The organism is Gymnodinialimonas phycosphaerae (genome assembly GCF_019195455.1).
Taxonomy (GTDB): domain Bacteria; phylum Pseudomonadota; class Alphaproteobacteria; order Rhodobacterales; family Rhodobacteraceae; genus Gymnodinialimonas; species Gymnodinialimonas phycosphaerae.
Genome location: NZ_JAIMBW010000001.1, coordinates 1,741,102 through 1,765,780, shown reverse-complemented (window position 1 = coordinate 1,765,780; position 24,679 = coordinate 1,741,102). Strand labels below are relative to the sequence as shown.

The 24,679-nt window shown below is 63.8% G+C and carries 29 protein-coding genes; 10 read left to right on the top strand and 19 right to left on the bottom strand.

Going from position 1 to position 24,679, the window contains the following annotated elements; genetic code table 11:
* Positions 1–34: 34 nt before the first annotated feature.
* Positions 35–1,666: an AMP-binding protein gene (locus KUL25_RS08665; protein ID WP_257892583.1), complete on the bottom strand. Its 1,632-nt coding sequence runs from the start codon at positions 1,664–1,666 to the stop codon at positions 35–37.
* Between the two features lie 352 nt (positions 1,667–2,018).
* On the opposite strand from KUL25_RS08665, the gene KUL25_RS08660 reads away from it, so the two are divergent.
* Positions 2,019–2,585 (top strand): porin family protein, encoded by a 567-nt coding sequence (locus tag KUL25_RS08660; protein ID WP_257892582.1) that lies wholly within the window; start codon positions 2,019–2,021, stop codon positions 2,583–2,585.
* A gap of 157 nt (positions 2,586–2,742) precedes the next feature.
* Here KUL25_RS08660 and KUL25_RS08655 read toward each other — a convergent pair whose 3' ends face one another.
* The 11 genes from KUL25_RS08655 to KUL25_RS08605 form a co-directional block, all read right to left on the bottom strand.
* Positions 2,743–2,982, bottom strand: a complete 240-nt coding sequence (locus tag KUL25_RS08655) for a hypothetical protein (RefSeq protein ID WP_257892581.1) — start codon at positions 2,980–2,982, stop codon at positions 2,743–2,745.
* A 40-nt stretch (positions 2,983–3,022) separates the two neighbouring features.
* Positions 3,023–3,268, bottom strand: coding sequence for a hypothetical protein (locus KUL25_RS08650; RefSeq protein ID WP_257892580.1), 246 nt, complete (start codon positions 3,266–3,268; stop codon positions 3,023–3,025).
* 189 nt (positions 3,269–3,457) lie between these two features.
* Positions 3,458–5,659: a 3-hydroxyacyl-CoA dehydrogenase NAD-binding domain-containing protein gene (locus tag KUL25_RS08645; protein WP_257892579.1), complete on the bottom strand. Its 2,202-nt coding sequence runs from the start codon at positions 5,657–5,659 to the stop codon at positions 3,458–3,460.
* Entirely contained in the window at positions 5,656–6,645 is a 990-nt protein-coding gene (locus KUL25_RS08640; RefSeq protein WP_257892578.1) for a hypothetical protein, read from the bottom strand. The genes KUL25_RS08645 and KUL25_RS08640 overlap by 4 nt, the downstream gene beginning before the upstream one ends.
* Positions 6,646–6,648: 3 nt before the next feature.
* Entirely contained in the window at positions 6,649–7,860 is a 1,212-nt protein-coding gene (locus KUL25_RS08635; protein ID WP_257892577.1) for an acetyl-CoA C-acetyltransferase, read from the bottom strand.
* Between the two features lie 136 nt (positions 7,861–7,996).
* Positions 7,997–8,524, bottom strand: coding sequence for a membrane protein insertion efficiency factor YidD (yidD, locus tag KUL25_RS08630; protein WP_257892576.1), 528 nt, complete (start codon positions 8,522–8,524; stop codon positions 7,997–7,999).
* A gap of 82 nt (positions 8,525–8,606) precedes the next feature.
* On the bottom strand, positions 8,607–9,227 hold the full coding sequence (locus tag KUL25_RS08625; protein WP_257892575.1) for a glutathione S-transferase family protein: 621 nt from the start codon (positions 9,225–9,227) through the stop codon (positions 8,607–8,609).
* The gene (locus KUL25_RS08620; RefSeq protein WP_257892574.1) at positions 9,224–9,940 is read right to left on the bottom strand and encodes a hypothetical protein; all 717 of its coding nucleotides are present in this window, start codon (positions 9,938–9,940) and stop codon (positions 9,224–9,226) included. The genes KUL25_RS08625 and KUL25_RS08620 overlap by 4 nt, the downstream gene beginning before the upstream one ends.
* A complete protein-coding gene (locus KUL25_RS08615) occupies positions 9,937–10,149 on the bottom strand; it encodes a hypothetical protein (RefSeq protein WP_068360700.1) in 213 nt (70 codons plus the stop codon). Before KUL25_RS08615 ends, KUL25_RS08620 begins: the two co-directional genes overlap by 4 nt.
* A 208-nt stretch (positions 10,150–10,357) precedes the next feature.
* Positions 10,358–12,133: an acyl-CoA dehydrogenase C-terminal domain-containing protein gene (locus tag KUL25_RS08610; protein ID WP_257892573.1), complete on the bottom strand. Its 1,776-nt coding sequence runs from the start codon at positions 12,131–12,133 to the stop codon at positions 10,358–10,360.
* Between the two features lie 24 nt (positions 12,134–12,157).
* Positions 12,158–12,547 carry a MerR family transcriptional regulator gene (locus tag KUL25_RS08605; RefSeq protein WP_257892572.1) on the bottom strand — a complete coding sequence of 130 codons (390 nt, stop codon included), beginning with the start codon at positions 12,545–12,547 and terminating at the stop codon, positions 12,158–12,160.
* 382 nt (positions 12,548–12,929) lie between these two features.
* Between KUL25_RS08605 and KUL25_RS08600 the strand changes: the two genes are divergently transcribed.
* The gene (locus KUL25_RS08600; protein ID WP_257892571.1) at positions 12,930–13,388 is read left to right on the top strand and encodes a glycosyltransferase family 32 protein; all 459 of its coding nucleotides are present in this window, start codon (positions 12,930–12,932) and stop codon (positions 13,386–13,388) included.
* Here KUL25_RS08600 and KUL25_RS08595 read toward each other — a convergent pair.
* A complete protein-coding gene (locus tag KUL25_RS08595; RefSeq protein WP_257892570.1) occupies positions 13,342–13,707 on the bottom strand; it encodes a MerR family transcriptional regulator in 366 nt (121 codons plus the stop codon). The genes KUL25_RS08600 and KUL25_RS08595 overlap by 47 nt on opposite strands.
* Positions 13,708–13,837: 130 nt before the next feature.
* Here KUL25_RS08595 and KUL25_RS08590 point away from each other — a divergent pair, with 130 nt between their 5' ends.
* Genes KUL25_RS08590 through KUL25_RS08580 form a run of 3 tightly spaced genes read left to right on the top strand, consistent with a single transcriptional unit; the run spans position 13,838 to position 16,142 of the window.
* Positions 13,838–14,275: a PaaI family thioesterase gene (locus KUL25_RS08590; RefSeq protein WP_257892569.1), complete on the top strand. Its 438-nt coding sequence runs from the start codon at positions 13,838–13,840 to the stop codon at positions 14,273–14,275.
* Between the two features lie 3 nt (positions 14,276–14,278).
* Complete coding sequence (locus tag KUL25_RS08585; protein ID WP_257892568.1) at positions 14,279–14,800, top strand: PaaI family thioesterase; 522 nt, start codon at positions 14,279–14,281, stop codon at positions 14,798–14,800.
* A 7-nt stretch (positions 14,801–14,807) separates the two neighbouring features.
* On the top strand, positions 14,808–16,142 hold the full coding sequence (locus KUL25_RS08580) for an MATE family efflux transporter (RefSeq protein WP_257892567.1): 1,335 nt from the start codon (positions 14,808–14,810) through the stop codon (positions 16,140–16,142).
* A 77-nt stretch (positions 16,143–16,219) separates the two neighbouring features.
* Here the strand turns inward: KUL25_RS08580 and arsC are convergent, their stop codons facing one another.
* From arsC to KUL25_RS08565, 3 genes are read right to left on the bottom strand one after another with little or no spacing between them, the layout of a single operon-like run.
* Complete coding sequence (gene arsC, locus KUL25_RS08575) at positions 16,220–16,561, bottom strand: arsenate reductase (glutaredoxin) (RefSeq protein ID WP_068360673.1); 342 nt, start codon at positions 16,559–16,561, stop codon at positions 16,220–16,222.
* Entirely contained in the window at positions 16,552–17,634 is a 1,083-nt protein-coding gene (locus KUL25_RS08570) for a quinone-dependent dihydroorotate dehydrogenase (RefSeq protein WP_257892566.1), read from the bottom strand. The genes arsC and KUL25_RS08570 overlap by 10 nt, the downstream gene beginning before the upstream one ends.
* Positions 17,612–17,947 carry a DUF952 domain-containing protein gene (locus KUL25_RS08565; protein ID WP_257892565.1) on the bottom strand — a complete coding sequence of 112 codons (336 nt, stop codon included), beginning with the start codon at positions 17,945–17,947 and terminating at the stop codon, positions 17,612–17,614. The genes KUL25_RS08570 and KUL25_RS08565 overlap by 23 nt, the downstream gene beginning before the upstream one ends.
* Before the next feature lie 125 nt (positions 17,948–18,072).
* Between KUL25_RS08565 and KUL25_RS08560 the strand changes: the two genes are divergently transcribed.
* From KUL25_RS08560 to KUL25_RS08550, 3 genes are all read left to right on the top strand, one after another.
* On the top strand, positions 18,073–19,671 hold the full coding sequence (locus KUL25_RS08560) for a bifunctional metallophosphatase/5'-nucleotidase (RefSeq protein WP_257892564.1): 1,599 nt from the start codon (positions 18,073–18,075) through the stop codon (positions 19,669–19,671).
* A 191-nt stretch (positions 19,672–19,862) separates the two neighbouring features.
* A complete protein-coding gene (locus KUL25_RS08555; protein ID WP_257892563.1) occupies positions 19,863–20,030 on the top strand; it encodes a hypothetical protein in 168 nt (55 codons plus the stop codon).
* 21 nt (positions 20,031–20,051) lie between these two features.
* Positions 20,052–20,750 carry an SOS response-associated peptidase gene (locus KUL25_RS08550; protein WP_257892562.1) on the top strand — a complete coding sequence of 233 codons (699 nt, stop codon included), beginning with the start codon at positions 20,052–20,054 and terminating at the stop codon, positions 20,748–20,750.
* Here the strand turns inward: KUL25_RS08550 and KUL25_RS08545 are convergent.
* Positions 20,747–21,697, bottom strand: a complete 951-nt coding sequence (locus KUL25_RS08545) for an SLAC1 anion channel family protein (RefSeq protein WP_257892561.1) — start codon at positions 21,695–21,697, stop codon at positions 20,747–20,749. The genes KUL25_RS08550 and KUL25_RS08545 overlap by 4 nt on opposite strands.
* A 13-nt stretch (positions 21,698–21,710) precedes the next feature.
* Positions 21,711–22,265 (bottom strand): carboxymuconolactone decarboxylase family protein, encoded by a 555-nt coding sequence (locus KUL25_RS08540; RefSeq protein WP_257892560.1) that lies wholly within the window; start codon positions 22,263–22,265, stop codon positions 21,711–21,713.
* 172 nt (positions 22,266–22,437) lie between these two features.
* Between KUL25_RS08540 and KUL25_RS08535 the strand changes: the two genes are divergently transcribed.
* Entirely contained in the window at positions 22,438–22,953 is a 516-nt protein-coding gene (locus KUL25_RS08535; protein WP_257892559.1) for a flavin reductase family protein, read from the top strand.
* Between the two features lie 25 nt (positions 22,954–22,978).
* Here KUL25_RS08535 and KUL25_RS08530 read toward each other — a convergent pair whose 3' ends face one another.
* A complete protein-coding gene (locus tag KUL25_RS08530) occupies positions 22,979–23,377 on the bottom strand; it encodes a cupin domain-containing protein (RefSeq protein ID WP_257892558.1) in 399 nt (132 codons plus the stop codon).
* A 78-nt stretch (positions 23,378–23,455) separates the two neighbouring features.
* Between KUL25_RS08530 and KUL25_RS08525 the strand changes: the two genes are divergently transcribed.
* The gene (locus KUL25_RS08525) at positions 23,456–24,646 is read left to right on the top strand and encodes an FAD binding domain-containing protein (RefSeq protein WP_257892557.1); all 1,191 of its coding nucleotides are present in this window, start codon (positions 23,456–23,458) and stop codon (positions 24,644–24,646) included.
* The last annotated feature ends 33 nt before the right edge of the window (positions 24,647–24,679 follow it).

Sequence of the window (24,679 nt, the reverse complement as noted above, 5' to 3'; positions counted from 1 at the left end):
TAGGAGGCAGCGGTACGGCTCAATGCAAGGCACGTCAGATGCTTTTGGCAATCCCGCGCAGCTCGAATTTCTGGATCTTGCCGGTGGATGTCTTGGGCAGCTCTTTGAACACCACGCGCTTGGGGGTCTTGAAACCGGCCAGCCGTTCGCGGACGAAGGCAATGATCTCGGCCTCCGTCGCCTCGGCGCCCTCCTTGAGTTCTACGAAGGCGCAGGGCACTTCCCCCCATGTGTCATCGGGCTTGGCCACGACGGCACAAAGCGACACGGCGGGGTGGTGCATCAGCGCGCCCTCGACCTCGACGGACGAGATATTCTCGCCGCCCGAAATGATGATGTCCTTGGCGCGATCCGCGATCTGGATGTAGCTGTCGGGGTGCTGCACGGCGATGTCGCCAGTGTGGAAATAGCCGCCCGCAAAGGCCTCGGCGGTGGCTTCGGGGTTCTTGTAGTAGCCCTTCATGATGGCGTTGCCGCGCATCATGATCTCGCCCGTGGCGGTGCTGTCCATCGGGATCTGTTGCATGGTTTCGGGGTCCATGACGGTGATGTGGTGCATGTTTGGCAGTTCCACCCCCTGGCGCGCCTTGATCCCGGCGCGGGCCGCCGCATCCAGATCAGCCCAGTCGCTATCCTGCCAGACGCATTCCGTCGCGTGGCCGTAGCTTTCCGTCAGCCCGTAGACCTGGGTGACGTGGAAGCCCATCGTCTCGATCGCGGCCAGCGTTGCGGCGGCGGGCGGGGCTCCTGCGGTGAAGACCTCGACCGTGTGGGCGAACGCGCGACGGTCCGCGTCTTTGGCATTCACCAGCATGTTGAGCACGATCGGTGCGCCCCCCATGTGGGTCACGCCCTCATCCGCGATGGCGTTGTAGATGGCGCTTGCGGTGATATCGCGGCAGCACACCAGCGTGCCGCCCACGGCGGGCATCATCCACGTGTGGCACCAGTTGTTGCAGTGGAACATCGGCACGATGGTGAGGTAGATCGGAAACAGGGTCATCCGCCACGAAATCGGTGTGCCCATGGTGATCAGATACGCGCCCCGGTGGTGATAGACGACGCCTTTTGGCCTCCCCGTGGTCCCGGAGGTGTAGTTGAGCGCGATGCTTTCCCATTCGTCTTGGGGCATGTGCCACGGCGCGGTGGGGTCGCCTTCGTCCAGCAACTCCTCATAGGTGGTGTAGCGGCCCGTGGCGGGGTGGCCTGCGTCTGCGTCGGGGACCTCAATGATAATGGGTGCGGGGCCTTCCATGGCCCTGAGCGCATCTTCCACCAGCGGCAGGAACTGCGTATCGGCCAGCACCATCGCGCTTTCGGCATGGTCGAAGATATAGGCGACCGTGGCGACATCGAGGCGGATGTTGATGGCGTTCAGCACCGCGCCCGCGGCGGGAACGCCGAAATGCGCCTCGGCATGGGCGTAGGTGTTGGGCAGGAGGGTGGAGACGACATCGCCGGGGGTGATGCCTCGCTTGGCAAGGGCCGAGGCAAGGCGCGAGACGCGGGCGTGGTATTGGGCGTAGGTCTTGCGATGGGCACCGTCGATCACGGCGGTGCGGGTCGGGAACACACGGGCGGCGCGGGCCAGATGGCTGAGGGGTGTCAGCGGCACGAAATTGGCGGGCGTCTTTTCCAGCCCGGTCTCATCTTTCATCCAACCCATCGGCGCATCCTCCCAGAAAGCTGGCAAGAGTTTTGCCGGAGGGGTGGGAAAAAGGGAAGGGGGAATGGGCCGCCTGCCCCCGGCAGGGATGAGAGAAGAGGGCAGGCGGCTGGCAGCCCGAAAGCTGCCGGGGACGATGTCACCACGCAGGCGGCCGGGGTTTCCGTCGGAGAAGCGAGAAGAAATCGGCGAGACATTGCTGATCTGGGGCTGATTTGGGGCTAATGCGGGGCCGATGTGGGCGATTTGCACGGGTCACAAGATATTTGCGGTCTCACAAGCAATTGTGTTGCTTTCAACCTTGGTGCAGACTTATCCACAATCAAAACGAACAAAAACACATGAGGCAGATATGCAGTTTTTCCGCGCTTTCGCGTGCGTGGCCTTGATGGGCGTCGCCGCCCCGGCCTCGGCACAGAATACTGACTGGACCGGCTTTTACGCAGGTGGCCTGCTTGAGCTTGCCCGCGTCGACATCGACACGCCGGGCGGCGTGACCCTGAATGAGGGCAGTGGCCCGATGGTGGGTGCCTTCGGCGGCTACCGCTATGATCTGGGCAATGTCGTGTTGGGGGCCACGGGCTCGGCCACGTTCGGCAACGTCGGGGTGGAGCCGCTGATCCCCGCCGCGACGCCCGATCCGACCCTCGACATGCTGTTCCGGGCGGGCATCGAGATCGGCTACGATCTGGGGCCGGTGCTGGTCACGGGCGGCGTCGGTCAGACCCTCGGGGTGATGACGAATGCCGCCAACAGCCGCCAGTCCGAGTTCGGGTCCTACTACGGGATCGGCGCGGACTACATGCTGAACGAGGATATCATGATCGGCGCGGATATCACGCGCACGAACCTGAACAACTTCTCGGGGCAGGACGTGACGGTCACGTCTTTCGGGATCGGGGCCGCGTACCGGTTCTGACCCGGTTCAACACCCTGCTCAAGCTTGAGCAGGGTGTTAAGCATTTGATTTCAAAAAATATCCCATTATTATAGAAGAATTCACGCGCGCGCCCTCCGTGTCGGTCGTTTGTCACGGGCGCATCGGGCGACAGCGACAGTGGCAGCGGCGTGCGGCCTTATTTGCCTCGAGGGTTTTCGGTCTCGCTCGACAGGACGATGCCCTTGGCGTCGCGCTTGAAGGTCGGCTCATGGCTCTCGCTGGACAGGACGACGCCTTTGCTCGGCTCGCGGCCTTCGCTGGACAGGATGACGCCCTTGGTGGAGGCCTGCTGCACGCGGTTGCCTGCGCCTTGCACGGCGTCGAGGTCATCGTCGGACAGCTCGGTTGCGGGGATATGATCAGGGGTTTTGGTCATTGTGTTGTCCTTTGAAAATGTGAGGGGCCGGAGGTGGCGATCAAATCTCGCCAGTTCCGGTTTGCGCGACGATGCCCTTTTCGCTTTTGCGGAAGGATGGCTCCTCGCTTTCGCTGGACATGATGATGCCTTTGCGGTCTCGCTTGAAGGTGGGCTCTTCGCTCTCGCTGGACAGGACGATGCCCTTGGCGGAAGCTTGCTGCATGCGGTTGCCTGCGCCTTGGACTTGGTCGAGGTCATCGTCGGACAGCTCGGTCGTGGCGGGGATGGATTGATCTTTGGTCACTGTCTTTGTCCTTTGATTGAATGCTGTCCTAGAATTAATTCAAACCTGTCTAGCGGGTTAGACGCGGTTTCCCAATATTGACAGATGCGATTCCCTGTGATCGTGCCCATGAAAAAGGGGGCCGTGACGCCCCCTTTCCCAGATCAAACGTCACAGGCGAGCCTAGGCGGCTTTCCTGTTCCTTGTTGATTATGCCGCGTTCGCGGCGGGACCTTCCCCAAAGCGGCCGTAGAAGCTTTGGCCCTTGTCGGCCATTTCGCGCAGCAGGGCTGGGCAGGCGAAGCGGGGGCCGTATTGCTCGGTCAGTTGATCACAGCGTTCGGCGGCATAGGGCGTTCCGAGGATATCGAGCCAGGAGAACGGGCCACCGGACCACGGCGCGAAGCCCCAGCCCAGGATCGCGCCCACGTCGCCTTCGCGGATGTCCATCAGAACGCCGGCCTCCAACGCGCGGACGGCCTCCAACACCTGGGCGAACAGCAGGCGGTGCTGCACGTCGGTCAGATCGGGCTGGTCGTCCTTGACCGCGTAGCGCGCGCCCAGTCCGTCCCAGAGGCCCGTGCGCTTACCCTTGTCGTCATAGCTATAGAAGCCCGCGTTGGCCTTGCGCCCGAGGCGGCCCTCGGCCTCCATCCAGAAAATCAGCTCGTCCGTGGTGTCGTCATAGTCCGGGTCGCCCGCCTTGGTGGCGCGGGCGATCTTGGCACCGAGATCGATGGAGGTCTCATCGGTCAGTTGCAGCGGACCCAGCGGCATGCCGACCAGCTTGGCGGCGTTCTCGATCAGGGCCGGGGCCACGCCTTCCTGCAACATGCGCACGCCTTCGTTGACGTAAGGCAGGATGCAGCGGTTGGCGTAGAAGAAGCGTTCATCATTAACGACGATGGGCGTCTTGCGGATCTGGCGCACGAAATCCAGCGCCTTGGCCACGGCGACGTCCCCGGTTTGCTTGCCCTTGATGATCTCTACCAGCGCCATCTTGTCGACGGGAGAGAAGAAGTGGATGCCGATGAACTGTTCGGGCCGCGCGGAGGCCTTGGCGAGCATGGTGATCGGCAGGGTGGAGGTGTTGGTGGCGAAGATGCCGGTGTCCAACATGGCGGCCTCGGCCTTTTGCGTGACCTCTGCCTTGACCTTCGGGTCTTCGAACACGGCTTCTACGATCAGGTCGCAGCCTTTGACGGCGGCGTAATCGGTGGTGGCGGTGATGCGGGCGAGGACTTCGGCCTTCTTTTCAGACGTGACCTTCTTGCGGGCCACGCCCTTGTCGAGGATGCCTTCGGCGTGGGCCTTGCCCTTGTCCGCAGAGTCCTGCTTGGCGTCGATCAGGACCACTTCGATGCCTGCATTGGCCGAGACGTAGGCGATGCCCGCGCCCATCATGCCCGCGCCGAGGATGCCGACCTTTTTCACGGTTTGGTCCGGCACAGCGGGGCGGTTCGCGCCCTTTTCCAGCGCTTCTTTGTTGATGAAGAGCGAGCGGATCATGGCCGACGACGAGGGGTTCATCAGGATCTGGGTGAAATAGCGCGCCTCGATCTTCAGGGCGGTGTCGAAGTCCACCAGTGCGCCTTCATAGATGGCCGAGAGCAGCGCCTTGGCCGCCGGGTAGACGCCCTTGGTCTTGCCGTGGATCATGGCGGAGGCCCCCACGAAGGTCATGAAACCCGCGGGGTGATAGGGGGCACCGCCGGGCATCTTGTAGCCCTTGGCGTCCCACGGCTTGACGATATCGGCGGGGGAGGCGTTGAGGACCCAGTCTTTCGCGGCTTGCAGGAGTCCCTCGGCGGGGACGACGTTGTCCACCAGTTGCGCGGATTTGGCCTTTTTCGGGTCCAGCATCCGGCCTTCCAGCAGCACGGGTGCTGCGGCCATGGCGCCGACCATGCGGGAATAGCGGGTGGTGCCGCCCGCGCCGGGAAAGAGGCCCACGAGAATCTCGGGCAGGCCGATCTTGGCCTTGGGGTTGTCGGCCATCACCCGGTGGTGGCAGGCGAGCGCGATTTCCGTGCCGATGCCCGCACAGGTGCCGGGAATGGCGCATGCGATGGGTTTGCCGCCCTTGTTGGTCTTGGGCTCCATGCCTGCGCGTTCAATCTTGCGCAGGATGCGGTGGCCGTTCATCGTGAAGTTGAACAGCCCCTCGGCGGGGTTGTCGCCGGATTCGTTGCGGATCGAGGCCAGTACGTTGAGGTCCATCCCGCCTGCGAAGGTGGACTTGCCCGAGGTGATGACAATGCCTTTCACGGCGTCGTCGGCCAGGGCCTGATCGATCAGGGCCTCGCAGGTCGTGAAGGCCTCCCGGTTGAGCACATTCATCGACTTTCCCGGCACGTCCCAGGTGATCACGGCGACGCCTTCGGCGTCGATTTCCATGGTGAAATCGGTCATTTGGTCATCCTTTCTTCGATCTGGCGGATCGTGGGCAGCGCAGGGGTGGGTTGAAGGACGGTATCGCTGGGGAACGCGGCCTTCATTGAATTGGTGATCGACACGCAAAGCCATTGCCCGTCGCGGTGTTCATAGATTTGGCGGCTTTTGACCGGCGTGAAGCAGGGCGCGCCATCGCGCAGCAGCACGGCGTCGTGATAGCCCAGGATGCGCCCGGGTTCGCTGAAGGCCGCGAAGGTGGCGGTGCGCTTGATGTGGGTCGCGCCCAGTTCGTGCATCCTGTTGCGGATGCGGGTGAAGAAGGGCCGCAGATCCTCGGGGTGTTGAATGTTGAAATCGCCGTCGTAGTGGTGCATTTGCGCGAGAAGGGCGAAGCGGGTGGTCCAGCTGTCGAAATCATCGCTGTTCATGTCGTCGTCCATCTGGGCGATGGCATCGGCGTAGATGCGGATGGCATCGGCCTCGGAATGGGTTGGGGCGGCGCGGTCCAATTGCCATGGGCCCGAAAAGAGGCCCGGCATGGGCGTGGGCGTCTTGTTGATGAACAAGCAGGCGGCCAGTTCATGTTCGGCCATCTGCGTGCGCCATTGCCCGTCTTCAAGCCGCAGCAACTGGCGGCTGTGGTAGGGCTTTGTCAGGTTGACCGCGCCGTGCATGGCATAGGTGGTGTGAAACCCCTCGATCATGTTGGGCGAAAGGAACCGGGCCTGCCGCGCGATGCGGTGATATTCGGTCGCGCCGCGGTTGATCAGCCACTGCGAGACTTTCTGCATGTCCTTGTTCTGATCCTCGACGGTCTCGACCACGGTCGTGCCTTCGCCGGTGCGGTAGATGAAGACGGAGGCGATGTGATCGCGCGCGAAGGTATGGGTATCGCCCGAAAGGACCAGCGCGCTCGTGATGTCGAGGTGCGTCTGGTAGATCTCCTGCGCGCGGGTATCGCACAGGTTCGGATCGGTATCGAGATTGTCGGGCGTCTGGGCCATGGGCTACACGCGTTCCAGGATCGTGGCCGACCCCATGCCCGCCGCGACACAAAGCGTCGCAAGCCCGGTTTCCTTGTCCGTGCGCTCCATCTCATCCAGTAGCGTGCCGAGGATCATGGCCCCCGTGGCCCCCAGCGGGTGGCCCATGGCAATCGCGCCGCCGTTCACGTTCACCTTGGAAGGATCGACGTCGAAGGCTTGCAGGAAGCGCAGGACGACGGCGGCGAAGGCCTCGTTGACTTCGAACAGGTCGATGTCGCCGATATTCATGCCGTTTTCCATCAGGATCTTGGTCGTCACGGGCACAGGGCCGGTGAGGTTGATCGTGGGGTCGGTGCCGATCTTGGCGTTGGCGCGGATGCGGGCACGGGGCTTGAGGCCCCATTTTTCGCCGAACTCCTTATTACCCACCAGAATGGCGGCGGCGCCGTCCACGATGCCCGAGGAATTGCCCGCGTGGTGGATGTGGTTGATCGCCTCCAGATGCGGGTATTTCATAAGCGCCACTGCGTCGAAGCCGGGCATCATTTCACCCATCTCCTTGAACGCGGGCTTGAGCGCGCCGAGCGATTGCATGTCCGTCTGGGGGCGCATGTATTCGTCGCGGTCCAGAATGGTCAGGCCGTTCTGGTCCTTCACCGTGATGACGGAGCGGGCAAAGCGGTTGTCGGCCCAGGCCGCCGCCGCCCGGTTCTGGGATTCCACCGAATAGGCGTCGACCTCATCACGGGTGAAGCCGTATTCGGTGGCGATGATATCGGCGGAAATGCCTTGCGGCACGAAATAGCTGTCCATGGCCAGTTGCGGGTCCACGGCCATGGCGGCACCGTCGCTGCCCATGGGGACCCGGCCCATCATCTCGACCCCGCCCGCGATATATCCGTCGCCCGCGCCGCCGCGGATCTGGTTGGCGGCAAGGTTCACGGCCTCCAGACCGCTCGCGCAGAAGCGGTTGATCGCAAGGCCGGGGATGCTTTCGTCAAGGTCCGAGGCCAGAACAGCGGCGCGCGCAAGGCAGCCGCCCTGTTCCATCACCTGGGTGACGTTGCCCCAGATCACGTCTTCGACGGCGTGGCCTTCAAGGCCGTTGCGTTCTTTCAGGGTGTTGAGCGTGAACGCGGACAGCCGCACCGAGGTGACCTCGTGCAGGGCACCGTCACGGCGGCCCTTGCCACGGGGGGTGCGGATCGCGTCGTAGATATAGGCATCGGTCATGGGGTGTCTCCAAAGCTCTGGCACCGCGGGGCGGGCGAGGGATGATCAGAATATGGGTGGTCCGGGTGCGGCGGTACAACCGGGGCATGCATTTCGGGGCGATGTGGGCACGTTTGCGCCCCCAAGGGAGGCGCCGTTACCCGCAGGACGGGGCGCAATCGCAGCCGCCACAGCCATCACACGACGGGGCCGCGCAATCGAGACCGCCGCAGCCGTCTGCGCCGCCCCCTTCAACGGGGACGCCAAGCTTGTCGGGCGTGCTATCCTGCGCGCCGGCGCTTCCGGCAGCACAGAAAGCGGGCAGGGCAAGGCCGCAAAAGGCGACATCGCCACAGTCGCAGGCATTTCCGAACCAGCCGCTGTCCTTGGATTTCTTGCGGCGCTTGCGCCCGCGACGGGGGCTGTCATTGGCCTGCTCTTCCGCCCAATTGGCATGGACGGCGCAATTGGCCCGGAGTGTTTCGGACGCGGATCTGCAATCGCGAAACCGTTGCCGGATGGTTGGGAGCGCGCCCCAAAACCCGTGATCGCGGATCGCGTGTTTGGCATAGCCCGAACAGCCCGTTCCACCGTGCAGCACCGAATGCGCGCAGCGGAACCCTTTGTAGGGAGAAACGTATCGCTGATATCCCCAGATTGCCCCGAGGGCGAGTTTGCTGACCATCGGCGCGCCTTGTGTCCTTCCTTACGGCGAAGGTGCCAAGGCAGGCGCGCTTTGGCTAGGGGGAAGGTCGCGGGTGCAAGGATCATCCGGGGAAGGCCCGCGCCATCAGGTCGTAGGGGTGTTTCCAGCCGGGCGTCTCAGTAATCCGCGTCAGCCATGCGTCGATGGCCGGATAGTCGGCGCGGGTGAAGGTGAAGGGCTCTTCATAGAAGAGGTATCCGGCACAGGAGATGTCGGCACAGCTGATCGCGTCGCCCGCCAGCCAATCGCGCTTTGTCAGCTCCCCCTCCAGGATCTGCAACGACGCCTTCAGGCGGCCTGCGTGGAAGGCGATCACATCGGCGTTGCGCTTTTCCTCGGGCAGGAAATTCATCAGGAACCGAAGGGGGCCCGCGACGCCCGAGACCTTTTGGTTGTCGAAAATCGTCCAGCGCAACACGTTGCGCGGCGTGTCGCCTGTCAGCTTTCCGGTCGTTTCCATCACCCAATGCTGGATCACGCCGGATTGGGTCATGATTTCGTCGCCGGTGTCGAGGGCGGGAACCTCGCCCATCGGGTTGAGTGCGCGGAATTCTTGCGTGCGCGTTTCGCCGTTGAAGAAATCCACATGGGCGGCTTGCCAGGGAATGCCTGCCAGTTCCAGCGCCAGCGCGGCCTTGTAGGCGTTGCCGCTTTCGCCAAAGCAATAGAGCGTGTTGGTCATGGGGCGCTGCCTTCGATGTCGGTGATGTTGAGGGTCGTCTCGATGCTGATGCGGCCCGCAGGGAACGAATGGACGATTGTCATCGGACACCACCTGTCGCCGCAGGGGCGGTCCCACTCGGTGGCGCTGGTAAGCGGGGGCGTGCCGCCCGCGAAGGGGCGCGAGGCGTGGATCAGCGCGAAGCTCCACGGCACCCACTGTTGCAGGTAATTCGCGATGGATTGCTGACGCGCCTCGGGCACGTCGGGGCCGATGTGCCATTCGATGCGGCAGGTCATGCCGGTCTCTTCAGGGGCCAGCCAGATGGATGGGTGGCCGTTGCCTTCGTCGGCATCAATGGAGCCGGTGGGCGACAGAACCCGGCGGCCCGGCGTGAACAGCGGCGCGGTGACGTCGCCGAAGGAATAGGGCAGGGTTTCGTAGGGCGCGAAGCCGTTGGGGGTGATCTCGGCCAGGGACTGGCCCCGCTCGATCCCGAGGCAGGTGTTGCGGAAGATGCGCAGAAGCAGGTCGGTGCCAAGCTCTGTTGCGAGCGGTTGGGTCACGGCGCCGTGACGCTCGGCGGTGAATTCGGCGTAGCCTTCGATATGGGAAAAGATGTCCAGCGCGCGGGGAGTATCTGTCGCGGCGGGGGGCTGGCCGAAGACGAAGCCCGATTGCGCCGAAGCGGGCAGGGGAGCAAGCGCGATCAGGAGGAGGGCGGCACGGATCATCGTTTGCGGTCCTCCAACTCGGAATTGAAGATCCGGATGCGGGCAATGAATTTTTCTTCGTTGATGACGCTGCCCCAGTTCTCGAACACGAAGGACAGGAATTCGCCCTCGTCCAGGCCCGCCTCCTTGGAGAGGGTGCGCAGTTTTCGGTAGGCGTCTTCTGTCGTGGCGATGTTGGTGCGGCGGGTCAGGCGCAGGCGTTTGGGCATCAGGGATCCTCCCATATGAAACGTGAGCCGATGATGGTGAGAATTCCCACGACAATAAAGGCCCAAGGAATTTCAAGCAGTGTCCGGGTCCGCTCGGACGGGCCAAGATGCATTTCGCTCCAGCCCACGGACCACCCCCAAACGGTCCACGCGAGGCCCACCAGCAAAAAGGTGAGCCCCAGTAGCAGAGTGCGCCGCCGCCGAATCATCAGAAGTTGGCGGCGTCCAGCGCCATGACCGCCTCGCCGCCCGCCTGGATGCGGGTCAGGTGCACGGAGGTCATCGGCAGGGTGCGGGTCATGTAGAACCGGCCCGTCGCCAGCTTCGTCTCATGGAACACCGGGTCAGACGTGCCGTCCGCCAGCGCCTTGAGCGAGGCCTTCGCCATCATCGCCCACATCAGCCCCAGGCAGGTATGCCCGAAGAGGTGCATGAAGTCGGTCGAGCCCGAGAGCGCGTTGTTGGGGTTTTTCATGCCTTCCTGCATGAAGTACATCCCCGCTGCTTGCAGGTCCTTGGAGGCGGCTTTCAAGGGCGCGATGAAGTCTTCCATCCCCTCAACCTCGGCATTCTCCTTGCAGAAGCCCTTCACCAGATCGAAGAACGCCATGACGTGCTTGCCGCCGTCTTGCGCCAGCTTGCGGCCCACCAGATCGAGCGCCTGGATGCCATTGGCCCCCTCGTAGATCATCGCGATCCGGGCATCGCGGGCGAATTGGGACATGCCCCATTCCTCGATATACCCGTGGCCACCATAGACCTGCTGGGCCTGAATGGTCATGTCGAAGCCCTTGTCCGTCAGGAAGCCCTTGATGACGGGCGTCAGCAGAGAGATCAGGCCATCGGCGTCCTTGTCCTCGCCCCGGTGGGCGGCGTCGATCAGCGAAGAGCCCCACAGAAGAAACGCGCGGCCGCCTTCGGCAAAGCTTTTCTGCTCCATCAGGTTGCGGCGGATGTCGGGGTGGACGATCAGCGGATCGGCGGGGCCGTCGGGGTTTTCAACGCCGGTGACGGCGCGGCCTTGCAGGCGGTCCTTGGCGTACTCCAGCGCGTTCTGGTAGGCGACCTCGGCTTGGGCCAGGCCTTGCATGCCGACGCCCAGACGCGCTTCGTTCATCATGGTGAACATCGCGCGCATGCCCTTGTGCTCTTCGCCCAAGAGGTACCCCGTGGCCTCGTCGTAGTTCATCACGCAGGTGGAGTTGCCGTGGATGCCCATCTTCTCTTCGATCTTGCCGCAGGACACGCCGTTGCGTGCGCCAACCGAGCCGTCCTCGTTCACCAGGAACTTGGGCACGATGAACAGCGACACGCCCTTGATCCCCTCGGGGCCGCCGACGATCTTGCCCAACACGAGGTGGACGATGTTGTCGGCCATGTCGTGTTCACCGGCCGAGATGAAGATCTTCTGGCCGGAAATCTTGTAGGTGCCGTCGCCCTGCGGTTCCGCCTTGGTGCGCATCAGGCCCAGATCGGTGCCGCAATGTGGTTCCGTCAGGTTCATGGTGCCGGTCCATTCGCAGGAGACCATCTTGGGCAGATAGGTGGCCTTCTGACCCTCGGTGCCATGCACAAGGATCGCGGAGGCCGCGCCGTGGGTCAGGCCCTGGTACATGGTGAAGGCCATGTTGGCGCCGGAGAACATTTCGCCCACCGCTGTGTTCATCACATAGGGCAGGCCCATGCCGCCGAAGTCTTCGGGCATGTCGATGCCGGGCCAGCCGCCCTCGGACATTTGCGCGAACGCGTCCTTGAAGCCCGTGGGCGTGCGGACGACGCCGTTGTCCATCACGCAGCCCTCGGTATCGCCGACCGCGTTCAGGGGCGACAAAACCTCGGACGCGATCTTTCCGGCTTCGCCGAGAATGGCACCGGTGAAATCACGGTCAAGATCGCCGTAGCCCGGCGTCGCATGTCCCGAGATATTCAGCACATCGTGCAGGACAAACTGGATGTCCTTGGTGGGGGCGGTGTAGCTCGGCATTAGGGGGTCTCCCGAAAGTGATGGCTAGGCGGCGCTGCTGCGACTTGTCAGCATTTCGGCCACAAGGGTCATCTGGTTGCGCAGCTCATCGATGGCTTCATCAAGTTCTGCGCGTTGTTTTTCCATGTCGCTCAGGCGGTCACGGGCAATTGAAAGCGTGCTGACCAACTGCGTCTCCTGGCTGTCGCCGACGTAATAGAGGTCGAGCAGCTGGCGAATTTCTTCGAGGCTGAATCCAAACCGCTTGCCGCGCAGGATCAGCTTCAGGCGCGCGCGGTCGCGGCGGGTGAACAGGCGGCGCTGACCTTCCCGGATCGGGTAGAGCAGTTCCTTGGATTCGTAGAAGCGCAGGGTGCGTGGTGTAACATCGTAGGCGTCGCACATCTCGCGGATCGTCATGGTTTCCGTGGTCATGGCTTGAGTCTCACTATGATCAAACATTCAACATTGAGGTCCATGTGCGAGTCGTTGGGCTACCGTACAAGTCGCGATCAGGTTTACGTAACATGGACGTTGCGTCACTTTGGCGTTGACGAAAGGTTAACCAAGTTGACGCATGGTCATGCGAAACTTTTGCAAAGCGGTTTGGGCGCTGAAAGGGGCTGCCTTGCCGTTGATTCCCGGGCGGTGTAGCGTTTTGAAGGTCCAGATTTGAGGCGACGTGGGGCGACATGAGGTGCAAGTGAAGCCAACAGGGGCTGACGCGCCAACGGGGCCCGAGGGGTCACGTGCGCCCTAGCAAGCCGAGGCACCCAATGAGGCAAGCAAGGCGCTTAACCTGGCTCAGGCCGTATCGGTGATCGGCGCGCAGCAGCGCGCGCGGCCGCCGCGCATCCTGCATCAGTATTGGGACAACGATCCCCCACACCAGGTCCAGAAGCTATTGCGCCATTGCGGCAAGGTCGCGGCGGCGGCGGGGGTGAGCCATCGGGTCTGGAATGACACCGAAGCACGCGCGCTTCTGGCCGATGGGTTCCCCAACGTCGTGGCCGAAGCCTATGACATCGCGCCCCATGCCTCGATGAAAAGTGACGTTTTCCGCCTCGCGGTGCTGCAACGCCACGGCGGGGTCTACGTTGATGCGGACATGGTGCTGCGCAAGGAGCGGGGGGCAGACCTTTGGGCCAGCTTCACCGAGGCGCTGGTGTTCAAAAGTATACCGGCTGCACTGGTTGGTGGCCGGGCGCTCTGGGTCCCGCTGAGGGGGGCTATGAAGCCGCGCTGGCGTCGCGCAGGTCCCGAAGTTCTTCGATGATCTCATCAAGTTCCTTGCGGCGCGCGCGCAGTTCTTCCAGTTGCGCATCGGCCTTGGCGATCCAGATGTCACGCTGGCCTTCCCAGCCCTCGCCACGATCATAAATCTCCAGCCATTGGCGGATCTCTTCGAGCGAGAACCCGAAGCGCCGCCCGCGCAGGATCAGGGTCATGCGGGCCAATTCGCGCGGGCCGTAGAAGCGGGCACGGCCCTCTCGTTCGGGCGACAGAAGCTCGATATATTCGTAGTGGCGCAAGGTGCGGGGCGTCACGTCGAAACGCGCGCACATCTGTTTGAAGTCGAGGCGGTCCTCAGACATATCTTTACGTCCCAAGAAATACGTAACGTTATCCGAGTATGCCGCGAGTTGGCGGGGATGTTAAGTAAAACCCCTTGCGCCTGCCGCGCCTCGGCGTGACACCTAGAAGGGTAACGCGGAAGAGGGACCCATGGCGGACAAGACACTTCAGAACGACAAGTCCCACCCGGTGCGGCGGTTCATCGAAGCCCTGCCGTTTTCCAAGGCCTTGCAGATGGAAATGGAAGAGATGGCGGATGGGCGCGCGGTGATTTCCATGCCCTATTCCAAGGATTTGGTCGGCGATCCCGCCACGGGCGTGATCCACGGCGGCGCGGTCTCGGCGCTGATGGACACCTGCGGCGGAGCGGCGGTAATGAGCCACCCGCAGGTCACAGCGGCCACCGCAACGCTGGACCTGCGCATCGATTACATGCGCCCTGCCACGCCCGGTGAGAGGATCACGGCGCGCGCGCATTGCTACAACGTCACGCGGTCCGTGGCCTTCGTGCGCGCAGAAGCCTTCGACGAGGACCAGACCCGCCCCGTGGCAGCGGCGACCGGTGCGTTCACCGTGGCGGGGGGCTGAGCCATGGCCCGTCCCCGTCCCGAACCTGTCGATGTCATCAAGGGCCGCCGCGACCGCGCCTTGTCGCTGCTGATCGCCGGCGTGCCCTATATCGCGACCATGGGAATTACCTTTGACCGCCGCGGCGACGAGTTGACGGCGGTGCTGAACTACCACGACAAGCTGATCGGCAACCCGCTTCTGCCCGCGATCCATGGTGGGGCGACGGCCTCGTTCCTTGAGGTCGCGGCGATCATGGAGTTGGGGTTCAACATCCTTTGGGATCAGATCGAGACCGGGCGGCTTGATGCCGATGCGCTGACGCCCCAGTCGCTGCCCCGGATGCCCAAGACGATTGATTTCACCGTGGATTACCTGCGCACGGGCCTGCCGCGCGACGCCTATGCGCGGGCGCGGGTCAACCGCTCGGGCCGCCGCTATGCCAGTGTCCATGTGGAGGCCTGGCAGGATAACCGCGAAAAGCTGTTTGCGCAGGCGACCGGACATTTCCTGATGCCCGCGCCGCTGACACCTGACGCCCCGTAGCGCGCCAATGGAAACGTCCCCCGAGGTCACCACGCCGCCCAAACCCTTGACCCACAAACGGGTGCTGAAGATCGCGCTGCCGATCGTGATCTCTAACGCCACGGTGCCCCTGCTGGGCATCGTCGACGTGGGCGTGGTGGGGCAGATGGGCGAGGCGGCCCCGATTGGCGCCGTGGGCATCGGCGCGATCATCTTGTCGAGCGTCTTCTGGATCTTCGGCTTCCTGCGCATGGGCACCGTGGGCCTTGTGGGGCAGGCGGAAGGGGCAGGCGACACGGCCGAGGTCTCGGCCATCCTGACGCGCGCGTTGATGATTGCGGGGGTGGGAGGGCTTTTGCTGATCGCGCTTTATCCGGTGATGATCTGGGCCGCATTTTCGTGGGAGCCGACGACGCCCGAGGTCGAGGCGCTGGCGCGGCAATACCTTTTCATCCGCATCTGGACCGCGCCCTTCGCGATCTCGGTTTTTGCACTGACGGGGTGGTTGGTCGCGCAAGAGCGCACGGGGGCGGTTTTTGCGATCCAGTTGATCATGAACAGCCTCAACATCGCGCTGAACTTCCTGTTCGTGCTGGGCTTTGGGTGGGGCGTGGAGGGCGTGGCCTTGTCCTCGGCCATTGCCGAGGTCGTTGGCGCAGGCGTGGGCCTGTGGTTTTGCCAAAGCGCCTTCGCCCGGCCCGCGTGGCGCGATTGGCCAAGGGTGTTCGAGCGGGCGCGGCTGGTGAAAATGGCGCTTCTCAACGTGGATATCCTGATCCGCTCGGCGCTGTTGGTGGCGATGTTCACATCGTTCACGTTTCTGGGCGCGCAGTTCGGCGATGTGACGCTGGCCGCCAACGAGGTGTTGATCCAGTTCCTATACCTCACGGCCTATGCCATGGACGGTTTCGCCTTCGCGGCCGAGACGCTGATCGCGCGCGCCTATGGGCGGCAGGACCCGGCACGCGTGCGCCGCTCGGCCGTGCTGACGTCGGTCTGGGGCTTGGGGATCTGCTTCGCCATGGGGGCGGCGTTCTGGTTTGGCGGGCCATGGTTGATCGACCTTCTGGCCAAGGACACCGAGGTGCAGGCCATGGCGCGGGTGTTCCTGCCGTGGATGGCGATCGCGCCGCTGGTGGGCTGCGCCGCCTGGATGCTGGACGGCATCTTCATCGGCGCGGCGCGGGGCCGGGACATGCGCAACATGATGATCCTGAGCGCCTGCATCTACGTGGGGGCCGCGGCGGTCCTGATCCCGGCGTTCGGCAATCACGGGGTCTGGGCGGCGCTGTTGATTTCTTTCGCGGCGCGGGGGGTGACCCTGGGTGCCCGCTACCCGGCATTGGAGCGGGCGGCGGGGTGAGGGATCTTGAGTTGTATTTGGCAAGATGAATGAAGGAGCCGGTGCCCGGTTTGCGGGCGCTGCGGTGCGCGGCGCGCCTAGAGCAGGGGCAGGAGCGCCTCTGGCGGGCGGCCGATGGCGGCGGCCTTGGGGGTGATGAGGATCGGGCGTTCTATCAGGATCGGGTGGGTGGCCATGGCGACGATGAGCGCGGCATCATCGGCATCTGCCAACCCGAGGTCCTTGTAGAGCTTTTCGCCCCGACGCATCAGCGCGCGCGGCGCGACGTCCATTTTGGCCAGGAGATCTTCGATTTCTGCCTCGGTGGGCGGGTTTTGCAGGTAAAGGCGCACGCCGGGTGCGTGGCCCGCGTCTTCCAGAAGCGCCAGGGCGGCGCGGGATTTGGAGCAGCGCGGGTTGTGCCAAAGGGTCAGGTCCATTCGTCTGCTCCGGTGCCGGTGGCGGCGGCGACATTGGCAAAGCCGTCGCGTTGAAGGCGCGCGTCGACGCCCTTGGCGATCTTCGTGACCATCGAAAGCCCGCCGTAGACAAGCCCGGTGTAGAGCTGCACGGCGCAAGCGCCCGCGCGGATCTTGGCATAGGCTTGCTCGGCCGAGGCCACACCGCCCACGCCGATCAGGGGCAGCGTGCCGTCGGTGAGGCGATAAAGGCGGGCCAGCGCGCGGGTCGATTTCTCGAACAGAGGCTGGCCTGAGAGGCCGCCCGCCTCGCCCGCGTGGCGGCTGTGCAGGCCGTTGCGGTCCAGCGTGGTGTTGGTGGCGATGATCCCCTGGAGGGGGCTGTCCAGCGCAACTTCGGCGATGTCGGCCAACTCGGCCTCGCTGAGGTCCGGGGCGATCTTGAGGAACAGGGCGACGGTTGACCCGGCGGGGGTGTCCGTCCGGGCGGCATCGACCTGCGCGATTATTTGGCGAAGCGCCGCTTTGCCTTGCAGGTCGCGCAACTTCTCGGTGTTGGGGGAGGAGACATTGATCGTGGCGAAATCGATGTGGGGCGCGCAGGTGCGGAAGACATGGGCGAAATCCGCCACGCGGTCCGCACTGTCCTTGTTCGCGCCGAGGTTGAGGCCAATGGGAATGTCGCGCTGAAGCCCGTTCAGCCGCGCGGCGATGGCATCCGCGCCGTCATTGTTGAAGCCGAAGCGGTTGATGGCGGCCTGATCCTCGGTCAGGCGGAAGAGGCGGGGTTTGGCGTTGCCGGGCTGCGGGCGCGGGGTGGCGGCGCCCACTTCGATGAAGCCGAAACCGGCGCGTTGCAGCGGGCCTGCGACCTCTGCGTTCTTGTCGAAACCGGCGGCGAGGCCGATAGGGTTGGGCAGATCCATGCCCGCAATCCGGGTCGCGACGCGCGCGGACGTGAAGGGGCCGTCGGACGGCCCGACACCCGCCTTCAAGGCCATTAGCGCAAGGCCATGGGCACGCTCGGGGTCGAGCCGCCGCAGCAGGGGAAGGCCAAGTTTCTCCAGCATCTCAGAGGTCCGCGGGGAAGACATGCGCCCCGTCCACCACCGGCAGGGGCGCGTGCCAGATCACATCGGCGCGGCGCAGGGGGCCGTAGAGGTGGGGGAACAAGGCACCGCCGCGCGAGGGTTCCCACTTCAGGGCGGGGCCCAGATCGTCGGCTTCCAGCGCGGCAAGGACCAGCCCGTCGATATCGGCGAAATACTTCGCCGCCGTCTCTGCCGCTTGCTCTGCCGTGGAAAAATGCACGTAGCCGTCGGCCACGTCGATGGGCGCGCCGGGGGTCTCTCCGGTGGCTTCAAGTGCGGCCCATTCCTCCGCAAGCAATATCTTGTAAATCCGCATGAGATCGTTTCCCCCGCGCGCGCCGTAACGTCAAGTGTCACCCTGCCGTCATCAAGCCGCTTTACTTGGACGCGGGCCGACGCCAAGCTGGCATCAGTTCTACAATAACCTTGGGGAGACTACCTATGCTTGCTCGTATTCTGGGCTCGACCGCCATGGTGGCGGGGCTTGCTGTTGCTGCACCCGTTGGTGCCGACACCACGCTGCACCTTCTGCACATCAACGATCTGCACAGCCGCATCCAGCCGATCAACCGGTTCGATTCGACCTGTGGCGCCGAGGATGACGCCGCGGGTGAATGCTTTGGCGGCGTGGCCCGTGTGGCGACGGCCATCAACACCCTGCGCGGTGAGCTGGAAGCCGCCGGTGAGAATGTGCTGGTCCTCGATGCGGGCGACCAATTCCAAGGCTCGCTGATGTACACAACCTACAAGGGCGAGGTCGAGGCCGAGTTCATGGAGGCGATCGGCTTCGACGTCATGGCCGTGGGCAACCACGAATTCGACGACGGCCCCGAGAACCTGGCCCGCTTCGTGGAAATGGTCAGCTTCCCGGTGATCTCTGGCAACCTCGACCTGTCGCAATCCAACGTCCTGTCCGACGAGATGGTGCCCGATCACGTGATCCTTGATGTGAACGGCATTCAGGTCGGCATCATCTCGGCGCTGGCCACGGATACGGCGGAAACCTCCTCTCCCGGCCCCAGCATCATCTTCCAGAATGAGATCGACGCGCTGCAAGCGGATGTTGATGCGCTGACGGAAGCTGGCGTGAACATCATCATCGCCCTGACCCACGTGGGCCTGCCCCAGGACATTCGTATCGCCGAGGCCGTCACCGGCATCGACGTGATCGTGGGCGGGCATTCGCACACCTATCTGTCGTCCTCCGACCCGGACCGCGCGGGCGCCTATCCGACGATGATCACCAACCCCGACGGGGCGTTTGTTCCAATCGTGCAGGCCTATGCCTATTCCAAGTACCTGGGCCATCTAGAGGTGACCTTTGATGACGACGGTAACGTGGTCTACGCCTCGGGCGATACGATGGTGCTGGACGCCTCTGTCACGCCGGATGCCGATATCGCGGCCCGTGTGAGCGAACTTTCGGGTCCCATCGAGGAGGCAATGGCCGAGGTGATCGGCGAAAGCACGGATGTCATCGAAGGCTCGCGCGAGGTGTGCCGGGCAATGGAATGCGCCATGGGCAACCTTGTCGCGGACGCCATGCTGGAGCGGGTGCGCGAGCAGGGCATCGATGTGGCGATCCAGAACGGCGGCGGCCTGCGGGCCACCATCGACAGCGGCGAAGTCACCATGGGTGAGGTCTTCACCGTGCTGCCGTTCCAGAACACGCTGGCCACCTTCCAGCTGACCGGTGCGGGCATCGTGGAGGCGCTGGAGAACGGCGTCAGCCAGGTGGCCGATGGCGCGGGTCGTTTCCCGCAGGTTTCGGGCATGTCCTACACCTTCGACCTCAGCCAGGAGCCGGGCAGCCGGATTTCCAACGTGATGATCGGCGATGCGCCGATCGATCTGGAAGCGGTCTATGGTGTTGTTTCCAACAACTACATGCGCGGCGGTGGCGACGGCTATTCCAGCTTCACCACGGCGGAAAACGCCTATGATTTCGGACCGGGTCTGGAAGAGGTCGTGGCGACGTATCTGGGGGAAAACAGCCCCTACACGCCCTACACCGACGGGCGCATCACCCAGGCGGAGTGATCCTGCAACAGCCTGGATTATAGGCAAATTGAACCGGCGTTGGGCAACCAGCGCCGGTTTTTTCGTGACGCCGCGTCGCCATGCAAAACATGCAAGGCGGGTCTTCGCAAACCGGGGCTGGTGAAAACTGTTGGCGCTAACATATTGGGGTCAAGACAAACAAAGCCACCGCACGAAACAGGAGTTGCACCATGGCCTCGAACTTCACGAACCTTCGCGTTGCCGCTCAAAAGCGCGCCGCCTACAACCGCACCGTTGCCGAAATCTCGGCAATGCCGACGCGCCTTGCCGTCGAAGACCTTGGGATCTTTCCGGGCGATGCCCACGAAATCGCGTACCGCACCGTTTACGGGAAGTGATTAACGGGGTCTAATGCGGCCATGTGTGGCCGCATGACGATGACCCATCCCAATGACGCCATGGCGCAGCTGTTTCAGGCTGCGCCATCCAACGACCTCCCCCAGCCGCCGAACTACAACATCTGCCCCACAAATATGGTGGGCGTGGTGACGGCCTCGGACACGGGACGGGGCCTGAGGCCGACTTCCACCCAACGCGCGTTCCGCCCGATGCGCTGGGGCTTCATCCCCCATTGGTACAAGAAGCCGGGCGGCGGCCCTTTGCTGATCAACGCACGGGCCGAAACCATTGCCGAAAAGCCCGCCTTTCGCGCCGCCGTGCGCGACCGCCGCTGCCTGATTCCCGCCACGGGGTTCTATGAATGGACCAAGGGCGAGGATGACGCGCGGCTGCCGTGGTATTTCTCTCGCACCGATGGGGCGCCGCTGGTCTTCGCCGGCATCTGGCAGGCCTGGGACAAGGGCGAGGAAGAGGGCCCCCTGACCACCTGCGCCATCGTCACCACGGGCGCTTCGGACTGGATGTCCGAGACCCACCACCGCGAACCCGTTGTGCTTGCGCCCGAGGATTGGGCGACCTGGTTGGGCGAAACCGACGCCAAGGCCGCGCCGCTGATGCGGGCGGCTCCCGAGGGAACCTACCAGCGTTGGCGGGTGGATCGGACGGTGAATTCCAACCGCGCCAAGGGCCCGGATCTGATCGCGCCGTTGGCGGCTTAATCCGGCTGGAACAAGGCCCCCGACAGGGCCGCGCGCGTGGTCTGCACCGCCAGCACGACAATCACGACCGACAGGGCGGCCAGAAGCGCGTAGCCGAACATGAGGTGCAGCGTTGACCCGGCCAGTGCGGCGTAGCGGAAGCTGACGACCGCAATGGCGGCCAGCGGAAACGACAGCGCCCAGAAAGACAGGGCGAAGGGCAGCCGCAACAGCGCGGGCAATTGCAGCGCCACAAGCACGGTGAAGAAGTAGCCGAGGTTGATCATCAGATGCGCTACCGCATCCACCGTGCCGCCGTGAAAACCAACCCACCCCAGGAATCCGAGCGCCGGGGGGGCGATCAGGATAACGATGGTTGGTTGCAGTTTTCCGGGCAAGGGATCGTGGAAAATCAAACGGTTGAAGACCAGCGTCAGCAGAATGATCCAGAACAGCATCCCCACGGCGTAGAAGTACCAGCTTAGCTCGATGTAGCCCAACGCCTGACCGCCCAGGGGGGCCATGAGGTTGCCGACGGCGGGGATGAACCACGCGGGCGACAGCTGCCCCGGCCCGAATGCCCGGTGGCTGATCCAGGCGGAAATCACGATCAGCGTCAGCACGCCTTGCGCCGCCGCACCGATAATCCACACGACGCGCGCCAACTCGGGCGAGAGGTCCAGAAGAAACGTCGCCATCAGGAGGATGGCGATGCTGGTGGCGGGAAAGAACGCCAGCTTGATCGGGTGCGTCCACTCGGCCTTCAGCGCCGCCGGATGCCGCAGGCCTTTTAGGGCCAGCGTCGCGAACAAAACCCCAAGCAACACGATCCCAAGGCCGCCCGCAATCAGGGCGGGCAGCGCAAAGCCGCCCGCGCCAAAGGCAAGCGACAGGCCGAAAATCCCCATCGGGATGGTGAAAAAACTGATCGGCGTATGTGCCAGTTTGCTGTGGGGGGCGGAGGTCATTGCACAGTGTCCTTCAGGGGGCGGGCAGGGGGCGGGCCGCAAGCTCATCGGTGACCGCTGGGTCGAGCGGGGTGTCGAATGTGTTCACGATGAAGGCCAAGGTGGAATAAAACCCGACGGTGGCAAAGAGATCGAGCACGCCTTGCGAACCCACCAATCCGGAAAGGGCGGCAAGGGTTTCGGGCGACAGCCGCGATTGGTCAATCACCTCATCCACCGCGCGGGCGAGGGTGGCGTCGTCGGTCCCCATCGCGTCCAAGGGGCCACGGAGGGAAGCGATGCGGGCATCCTCGAACCCCAGCACGCGGGCGCGGGACACGTGGTGCCCCCACTCATAGTCCGAGTTCAGCCGCGCCCCCGCGCGCAGGATCACCACCTCGGACGCGGCAGGGCCCAGGCTGGTGTCCAGCACCACGTGCTGGCGCAGATTGGCCCAGGCGCGCACCAAATCCGGATGATGGGCCATGGTGCGATACACGTTCAGGCGCCCCGCAAAGGCATCTTCCAGATCTGCCAGCGCGTCTGGCCAAGCGTCGGGTGGCAGCGGAGAGAGGCGGGCTTGTGTCATCGCAGGGGTCCTTTGATCAAGCGTTTCCTTGACGTGGCACGACCCAAGGGGAAGGCGCAAGGCACGTCGGTACGGAATTTGTGTATCAAGAAATATTCTTCAAAAAATCATGCATAATAATTTGAAATAATGCGTTTTGACCTCATCCTTGTGCTGCGAACAGGAGGACACCATGAACGCTGCGACCCCCATCACCGATCAGATCATCAACGCCACGGATTTGCGGCGGACCCTTGGCTGCTTTCCGACGGGCGTGGCGGTTGTCACCACCACCAGCCGCTCTGGCGCGCCGATCGGGGTGACGATTTCGTCGTTCAACTCGGTCTCCATGGACCCGCCGCTGATCCTGTGGAGTCTTGGGCTGAAGGCGCTGAGCCTTGCGGACTTCCGCGCCAACGGCCATTTCGCGGTCAACGTGTTGTCCGAGGCGCAGGCCGAGTTGCCGCGCATCTTCTCCAGCCCGGTGGAAGAGCGCTTCGATGGGCTGGAGTGGACGAAAGGCACCGGCGGTGTGCCTGTGCTGGCGGGATCGGCTGCCGTGTTCGAATGCTCGACCCATGCGCGTTACGATGGAGGCGACCATGAGATTTTCATCGGTCGGGTCGAGCGCCATGGCCACGGCGACGCTGCCCCGCTGCTGTTTGCCAAGGGGCGCTTGACGACCCTGCCGGAAGCCGCCACCGCGTGACGCCGGCCCGCCCGCGTCGCGGTGCCTAGCACAGCGGCGCGTTCGGGCTGTCGAGGTATTCGACCGTCGTGAAGCACAAAACCGTGTCGCCAATGTTTTCAAGGTCATGTGTCATGCTTTCGCCCTGCTTGAAGGTGAAGTGACGCGTGGTGCCGATGTCGTAATCGACCTCGGCGACGGTGCCATCCGCATAGCGGGACCGGGCGCGCCCCGGGGTCGTGGCGACCCAGAAGTAATCCAGGACATGGGTGTGAAACGGCAGCCGATCGCCCGGCTGCATCGTGATTAGCCACACCCGCGCCCGCGCGCTTTCGCTAACCATTACCGATCCCACGGCACCGCTTTCGCGGCCTGCCGCAAGGTCCTCGATCAACGCAGGCGTCCAATGGGGCCCCTTGAAGGCGTCTTGGTCGATTTGTGCCATTTCATATCTCCAACAGACTCGCCTTTTATTTATAGAGTGATAAATAAGAACTGCAAAGGCATGTTCGGAGGCGAAATTTTGACAGGTACAGCAGCGGTTATCGGAGGCTCGATCGGAGGGCTGTTTGCGGCTGCGGCCCTGCGCAAGGCAGGGTGGCAGGTGCAGGTCCATGAGCGCGTGGGCGTGCCCCTGTCGGGGCGCGGTGCGGGCATCGTGACCCATCCGCAGTTGCTTCATGCGTTGGCCGAGGTTGGCGCGGACACGTCCGATCTGGGCGTGCAGGTGCACGACCGCGTCGTCTTTGATCGCGACGGCGCGCGGGTTACGACGCTGCCTTACCCGCAGATCGTGACATCCTGGGACCGCATGTATCAAACGCTGCGGCGGCTGATCCCCGATGACGCGTATCATTTGGGTGAGATGCTTGCCTCTTACACCGAGGATGCCGACGGCGTCACATTGCACTTCGAGAGTGGTGCCGAGGCCCGCGTTGATCTGCTGGTCGGGGCCGATGGCTTCCGCTCGGCCGTGCGGGCGCGTCTGTTACCCGATGTCCAGCCTGCCTATTCCGGCTATGTCGTCTGGCGCGCCCTGGCGCAGGAGGCGGATTTGTCGCCCGAGATGCGGGACCGCATCTTTGACGTCTTCGGCATGTTCATGCCCCAGGGCACGCAGATCGTGGGCTACCCCATCGCGGGCGAGAACAATGACCTGCGCCCCGGCCATCGGCGCTATAACTTCGTGTGGTATTTTCCTGTCAGCCAAGACGGCCTGACGGACATGCTGACGGACGCGAGCGGCCAGACCCACGCGATCTCGATCCCGCCGCCGCTGGTGCGCGACGACGTTCTGGCGCAGTTGGAAGAGACGGCCGCACGGGTGTTGCCGGACGTGTTTCAGCACGTTCTGGCCAAGAGTGAACGGCCCTTCTTCACGCCGATCTACGACCACCTCTCGCCCACTTTCGCAAAGGGCCGCGTGGCGCTGTCGGGGGATGCGGCCTGCGTGGCGCGGCCCCATGTGGGTATGGGCGTGACGAAAGCAGCGCAGGATGCGCTGGCCTTGGCGCGGCATTTGGCGGGCGATGTGAGCGCAGGCTTGCAGGCCTATTCGGCCGAACGCGTGCCCTTGTCGCGTGCCGCTTATGAGCGCTCGCAAATGCTGGGGCGGCACATGATGCAGGTGCCGATGCAGGGCGATCCGATGGACGGCCGCCACAACCCCAATATGGACGAGATCATCCGCCTTACAGCCGTGGCGGATTTCTAGAAGGCATCAAGAACGCGCAATCTGACCCCAAAA